At 68.8% G+C, this 6473-nt stretch carries 6 protein-coding genes; all 6 read right to left on the bottom strand.

Annotation, left to right across the window (positions count from 1 at the left end):
* On the bottom strand, nucleotides 1–842 hold an 842-nt coding region (locus tag KXR53_RS30930; protein WP_437379465.1), incomplete at its 3' end, for an ABC transporter ATP-binding protein.
* Nucleotides 839–1861, bottom strand: a complete 1023-nt coding sequence (locus tag KXR53_RS30925) for an ABC transporter ATP-binding protein (protein ID WP_437379464.1) — start codon at nucleotides 1859–1861, stop codon at nucleotides 839–841. The genes KXR53_RS30930 and KXR53_RS30925, both read right to left, overlap by 4 nt.
* Complete coding sequence (locus KXR53_RS30920; protein WP_437379463.1) at nucleotides 1858–2739, bottom strand: ABC transporter permease; 882 nt, start codon at nucleotides 2737–2739, stop codon at nucleotides 1858–1860. Before KXR53_RS30920 ends, KXR53_RS30925 begins: the two co-directional genes overlap by 4 nt.
* The gene (locus KXR53_RS30915) at nucleotides 2739–3674 is read right to left on the bottom strand and encodes an ABC transporter permease (protein ID WP_437379462.1); all 936 of its coding nucleotides are present in this window, start codon (nucleotides 3672–3674) and stop codon (nucleotides 2739–2741) included. Before KXR53_RS30915 ends, KXR53_RS30920 begins: the two co-directional genes overlap by 1 nt.
* Nucleotides 3675–3695: 21 nt before the next feature.
* A complete protein-coding gene (locus KXR53_RS30910; protein WP_437379461.1) occupies nucleotides 3696–5297 on the bottom strand; it encodes an ABC transporter substrate-binding protein in 1602 nt (533 codons plus the stop codon).
* Between the two features lie 31 nt (nucleotides 5298–5328).
* Entirely contained in the window at nucleotides 5329–6441 is a 1113-nt protein-coding gene (locus KXR53_RS30905) for a mandelate racemase/muconate lactonizing enzyme family protein (protein WP_437379460.1), read from the bottom strand.
* Nucleotides 6442–6473: the final 32 nt, after the last annotated feature.

Genomic DNA, 6473 nt, shown 5'->3' with positions numbered 1-6473 from the left:
CCCTGCAGGATGATGCGTTTCTGCGGCCGGTCCGGATCAGGCTCCGGTGCGGCCGAGAGCAGCGCCTGCGTGTAGGGATGGTGCGGCGTGCCGTACACGGCGGCCTTGGGGCCCGTCTCGACGATCCGCCCCAGATACATCACCGCGACCCGGTCGGCGATGTGCCGCACCACGGCCAGATCATGGGCGATGAACAGATAGGAGAGGTTCTTCCGCTCCTGCAGGTCCTGCAGCAGGTTGACGATCTGGGCCTGGATCGAGACGTCGAGGGCGGAGACCGGCTCGTCGGCCACGATGAAGGCGGGGTCGAGCGAGATTGCCCGGGCGATGCCGATACGCTGGCGCTGCCCGCCGGAGAACTGGCGCGGATAGCGGTCCATGGTGGCCGGTGGCAGCCCGACCTGGCGCAGCAGCTCCGCCACCTTGTCGCGGCGCTCCCGGCGCGACCGCACCAGCCCGAACACCTCGAGCGGCTCCGCGACGATATCGGCGACGCTGCGCCGCGGGCTGAGCGAGCCGTAGGGATCCTGGAAGATCATCTGCACCTGCCGGCGCATCGCCCGCATCTGCCCGCGCGACAGGCCGGTCAGATCGGTGCCGTCGACGAAGACATGGCCGGCGCTGGGCTCGATCAGCCGCAGCAGCAGCCGGCCCAACGTGGACTTGCCGCAGCCGGATTCCCCGACCAGCGCCAGAGTCTCGCCGCGGCGGATCTCGAGCGAGACCTCGTCGACCGCCCGCACGGCCGGGCGCAGGCGGCCGAAGCTGAGGCCGCCGCCGTCCTGGAAGGTCTTGGTCAGCCCATCGGCCCGGACCAGGGTTTCGGTCGCAGTACCACTCATCGCATGGCCCTCGCGCTGGGCGCCGGCTCGGCGGCGCCGACGGACGCCGCCTCGGACGTGACCCAGCAGGCCGCGCGGTGCTGCGGGCCGAAGCTGAACATCGGCGGCCGCTCCACCGCGCAGCGGTCGACCCGCAGCGGACAGCGCGGCTGGAACGGGCAGCCGGTGCCGAGACCGCCGGCCTGGGGCACCGAGCCGGCGATCTGGTACAGCCGCCGGCGATCGTCGTTGAGCCGCGGGATCGACTGCAGCAGCCCCTGGGTGTAGGGGTGCGACGGCCGCCGGAAGATGGAGCGGACGTCGGCATCCTCCACCACCCGGCCGGCATACATCACGATCACCCGTTCGCAGATGTCGGCGATCACGCCGAGATCGTGGGAGATCAGCAGCACCGCCGTGTTCAGGGTGGCGCGGATCCGCTTCATCAGGTCCAGCACCTGGGCCTGGATGGTGACGTCCAGCGCCGTGGTCGGCTCGTCCGCGATCAGCAGCTTCGGGTTGCAGGCGATGGCCATGGCGATCATCACGCGCTGGCGCATGCCGCCGGAGAACTGATGCGGATAGGCGCCGAGCCGGCGTTCCGGATCGGGGATGCCGACCAGCCGCAGCATCTCGATGGTCCGGCGGCGCCGCTCCTCTCGGCTGCCGCGCTCATGCAGCAGGATGGCCTCGCCGATCTGGTCGCCGATGGTCATGACAGGGTTCAGCGAGCTCATCGGCTCCTGGAAGATCATGGCGATGTCGCGGCCCCGGATCTCCGGCATTCGCGCCCGCGGCAGGCCCAGCAGGTCCGTGCCGTTGAACAGGATCCGCCCCTGCGCGATCCGGCCCGGCGGCTCCGGGATCAGGCGCAGGATCGACAGCGAGGTCATCGACTTGCCGGAGCCGGATTCGCCGACGATGCCGAGCGATCCGCCGGGCTGGATCTCGAAGCCGACGCCGTCGACCACCCGCAGCGGCGCGGCCTTCGGGCCGAACTCGACGGCCAGGTCCTCGACCTTGAGCAGGGGCGCGGTCACGAGGCGGTCTCCGGATCGAGGGCGTCGCGCACCGCGTCGCCGAACAGGTTGAAGGCGAGGACGGCGCAGGTGATGGCGAAGCCGGCGCCGATGATCGGCCAGGGCGATCCGAACAGGTTGTTCAGCCCGTCGCGGATGATGTTGCCCCAGCTCGGGTTCGGCGGCTGGGTGCCGATGCCGAGAAAGCTGAGCGAGGCTTCGAGCCGGATGGCCGAGGCGACCCACAGCGTTACCAGCACGACGATCGGCGCCGCGATGTTCGGCACGATGTGGCGGAAGATGATCACCGGCGTGCTGACGCCGACCGCGACCGCGGCCTCGACATAGGGCTCCTGCTTCACCGACAGGGTCTGGGCCCGGGCGACGCGGGCGAAGCCGGGCACGAAGGCGACGGTCAGCACCGCGACGACGTTCCAGAAGCCGCCGCCCAAGGCCGCTGCGATGATGATCGCCAGCAGCAGCTCCGGAAACGCCAGCAGCAGGTCGACGAGGCGGGAGATGACGCGGTCGACCACGCCGCCGAAATAGCCGGCGACGACGCCGAGCGTGGTGCCGGTGATCGCCGCCAGGACCGGCGACAGCAGCCCGAAGATCAGCGAGTTGCGAGAGCCGTAGATCATGCGGGACAGCACGTCGCGGCCGAACTGGTCGGTGCCCAGCCAATGCGCCCAGGATGGACCCTGGTTGATCTTGAGGATGCTCTGCGCCAGCGGGTTGTAGGGCGCGATCCAGGGCGCCAGCACCGCCACCACGACGAAGATCGCGATGATCAAGGCGGCGAAGATCGTGGCCGGGCGCCCCAGCACGATGCGGATCAGGACCGCCAGCCGGTTCGGGGCCGGGGCGATCGGTTCGGCGGTGTCGATGATCGCAGCCATCACGTCACCCGGATCCGCGGATCGATCACGATGTAGACGAGGTCCATCAGCAGATTGACCAGGACCACGAACAGGGCGAAGACGATCACACCGCCCTGTATGACGGCGTAGTCGCGCTCGGTGATCGCCCCGATCAGCAGCTTGCCGATGCCGGGCCGGTTGAACACCAGCTCGATCGCCACCGAGCCGGAGAGGGTCGCCAGCAGGCTGAGACCCATGCCGGTGGAGAGCGGCAGCAGCGCGTTGCGCAGCCCGTGCCGGTAGATGACGCGCCGCTCGCTCGCCCCCTTGGCCCGCGCCGTGCGCACATAGTCCTTGCCGAACACCTCAAGCAGCGAGGTCCGGGTCAGCCGGCCGAGAAAAGCGGCCTTGACGAAGGCGAGGGTCAGCGCCGGCAGCACGATATGGTGCAGCCGGTCGAGGAAGCCGTCGCCGCCGCCATTGATCGGGAACCAGCCGAGAGTGAGCGAGAAGGTGATCAGCAGCAGCGCGCCCAGATAGAAGTCCGGGATGGCGTAGCCGATCAGCGAGAACACCCGGACGCCGGAATCCGCCGTCCGGTTGCGGTGGGTCGCCGCCAGCACGCCGAGAGGGATGCCGGCCGCGATGCCCATCACCATCGCGGCGATGGTCAGCTCGATCGTGTAGGGCAGGTTGTAGGCCAGCAGCTGCAGGACCGGCGTGTTGTTCATCAGCGACCGCCCGAAATCCAGGGTCAGGACGCCGATGAGGAAGTTGAAGTACTGCTGCCAGAGCGGGACGTTCAGCCCCATCTTCTCACGGAACGCCGCGATCTGGTCCGGCAGGGCGTTGTCCCCCAGTGCTGCCAGCGCCGGGTCGCCCGGCAGGATGCGCATGCAGACGAACACCAGCGTCAGCACCAGCAGGATGGTCGGAACCGCATCCAGCAATCGCCACATCAGATACCGCGCCATGGCGGGCCCTCCCCTGCGGGGTCAGACGATGGTCTTGGTCGCCCGGTGGAAGCGCCAGCGCGCATAGCCGCTCTTCACCGGGTAGCCGAGATCGACATTGCCCCGGCGCGCGGTGGTGAAGGACAGGGTGGACAGGCCGATCAGCGGCAGGTCGCGCAGCACCTGCAGTTCGATCTTGCGGCAGATGTTCTCGTAGGTCGCGAAGTCGGTCGCCTGCAAGGCCTGGGCCAGCAGGTCGTCGATGCCCGGCATCACCACGCCGTAATGGCTGTAGTTGCCGCCGCCCGATCCGTCGGACTTGACCTCGGACTGCGCCGACAGCTGCTGGAAATAGAGCTGGGTCGGGATCGGCGGATAGCTCGACGAATGCATGGCGAGCGTGTTCTTGTCCGACCGGTTGTCGGCGTGATAGGCGGTGTGGTCCTCGATCCTGAGATTCAGGTTGAACCCGGCCAGGCGGATCTGCTCCTGCACGATCAGCATGGTCGAGGCATAGTCCTCGCGCTGGCTGCAGAGCGACGAGAAGCTGATCCCGTCCGGGTAGCCGGCCTCGGCCAGCAGCGCCTTCGCCTTATCCGGGTCGTAGGGGTAGCGCAGATCCTCCGGCAGGTCCTCGGTCTTGAAGCCGGCCGGGAAGAAGTCCGGCTGCAGCCCCGCCATGGTGCCGCCCATCGGCGCCAGCGCCTGGGCCACGGCCGGACGGTCGATGGCGTGCATCAGCGCCTGCCGGACCTTCAGGTTGTCGAAGGGCTTGCGCGTCAGGTTGATGTGCAGGGTGTTGAAGGACCCCGGCACCGTCATGTCGAATTTCAGCGTCGGATCGCGCTGCTGCATCGAGGCGACCCAGCCCGGGGCGCGCACCGCCTCCATGATGTCGATGTTGCCGGACAGCAGGGCCAGCGTCCGCGCCGAGGTGTCGGCGATGTAGACGCATTCGACATTGCCGATCTTCGCCTTCTGGCCCCAGTAGCCGTCGTGGCGCTTCAGCGTCGTGCCGACCTGGGTGTCGAACTTCACCAGCTCGTAGGGGCCGGTGCCGACGGCGTCGGTGCCGAAGGCCTCGCCCATCTCCTCAGCTGCCTTCTTGCTGACGATCGAGGTGTTGTTGTTGAAGACGGAAGTGCCCAGGAACAGCGGATCCGGGCTCTTCAGGGTCATGGTCACCTGATAAGGCCCGTTCGCCACGACGTCGGCGATGTTGGACAGGATCGTCCTGTTGGTGCCCGAGGTGATCGCGCGCGTGAACGAGTAGACCACGTCCTCCGAGGTCATCTCGCCATAGCCCTTGTGGAACTGCACCCCTTCGCGCAGCTTGAAGGTCCAAGTCCTGGCGTCCGGCGACGAGCTCCAGCTGGTCGCGAGCGTCGGCAGGAATTCCTCCGGCTTGACCGCGAACGTGCCGTCCTCCGGGCGCACCAGCTGCTCGTAGATCTGCTCGGTCGCCCAGTTGTCCGAGCCCTGGGTGGTCAGATTCGGGTCGCTGTGGCGTGGCCCCTTCGCGGCTATGCCGATGCGGATCACATCCGCGTTCTGCGACGCGTCCTGCGCCCGGGCGCCGCCGAAGCCCGCCAGCGCCGCGGTCGCGACGCCGAGCTGAAGCACATTTCGCCTGCTGAACTCCATGGCCGTCTCCCCTGTCGCTTATCGGCGCCGGTCAGCGCCGCTTGTTGATTTCCGCCTCGTCGACCTCGATCCCGAGCCCCGGCCCCTGCGGCACCACGAACCGGCCGTCGGCCGGCCGGGGCGGATCCTTGAAGCCGACATCCATCCGGCCGGACGCGTCGGCGTATTCCGCCGGCTTGGTCAGGTGCATCAGCGCCGCCAGCACATGCAGGTTGGCGACATGGCCGATCACCGGCTGGGTCTGGTGCGGCACCAGCTCGACCCCATGGGCGTGGCAGATCGCGGCGCATTGCATCAGCCCGGTGATGCCGCCCATCTTGACGATGTCCGGCTGCACCATGCGCACCCCGGCGCGGATCATGTCGACCAGGGCCTGCAGCGTGTAGCTCTGCTCCGCCGCCGAGACGGTGATGTCGAGCCGCTGCGCCACCTCGCCCATGCCGCGCACGTCGTAATGCTGCACCGGTTCCTCGAACCAGATGTAGCCGAGTTCCTCGAGCGCGCGGCCGACGCGGATGGCACCGCCGACCGAGTAGCCGTTGTTGGCGTCGAAGGCGAGCGGGGTGCCGTCGCCGACCAGCTGCCGCACGGCCCTGGCCTTGGCGATGTCGCCCGGGATGTCGAGGTCGAGCATCGAGCGGTCGCCGTCCCGGCGGATCTTGATCGCCGCCGGCGTCTCGCGCCGCCAGCGCGCCTCGACCACGCGCACCGTCTCGTCCACCGTCCGCGCGGCGTTGCCGCCGATCGAGGCGTAGAACGGCACCTCCGTGCGCCAGGCGCCGCCGAGCAGCTTGTGAACCGGCAGGCCGAGCGTCTTGCCCTTGATGTCCCACAGCGCGATGTCGACCGCCGCCAGCGCGCCGGTCAGCGCCCCTTCCGGCCCCAGCTTGATGTTGCGGTGGAGCAGCCGGTCGTACAGCACCGCGGTGTCGAAGGCGTCGGCACCGACCAGGCCCGGCGCCAGGTCGCGCTCGACGATGCCGATCGAGTGCAGTCCGCCCTGCATCGGCGAGGCCTCGCCCCAGCCGACCACGCCGTCCTCCGTGGTGATCCGCACCAGGGCGCTGCGCCGGCCGGGCGGGTCGCCGGGCTGCCAGCTGACCTGGAAGGCTTCGACCGATCTGATGCTGGCGCTTGGGGCCACGGCTTCGCTCCCGTCGTGTGTTTACCTTACTC

The sequence above is a fragment of the Inquilinus limosus genome, assembly GCF_051487185.1.
Lineage (GTDB): Bacteria > Pseudomonadota > Alphaproteobacteria > DSM-16000 > Inquilinaceae > Inquilinus > Inquilinus limosus_F.
This window is presented reverse-complemented; position numbering and strand designations above follow the sequence as displayed.

Bases quoted from the DNA above. Each gene is read 5' to 3' on its own strand.
- KXR53_RS30920 (WP_437379463.1), bottom strand. From the start codon at position 2,739: ATGGCTGCGATCATCGACACCGCCGAACCGATCGCCCCGGCCCCGAAC.
- KXR53_RS30910 (WP_437379461.1), bottom strand. From the start codon at position 5,297: ATGGAGTTCAGCAGGCGAAATGTGCTTCAGCTCGGCGTCGCGACCGCG.
- KXR53_RS30915 (WP_437379462.1), bottom strand. From the start codon at position 3,674: ATGGCGCGGTATCTGATGTGGCGATTGCTGGATGCGGTTCCGACCATC.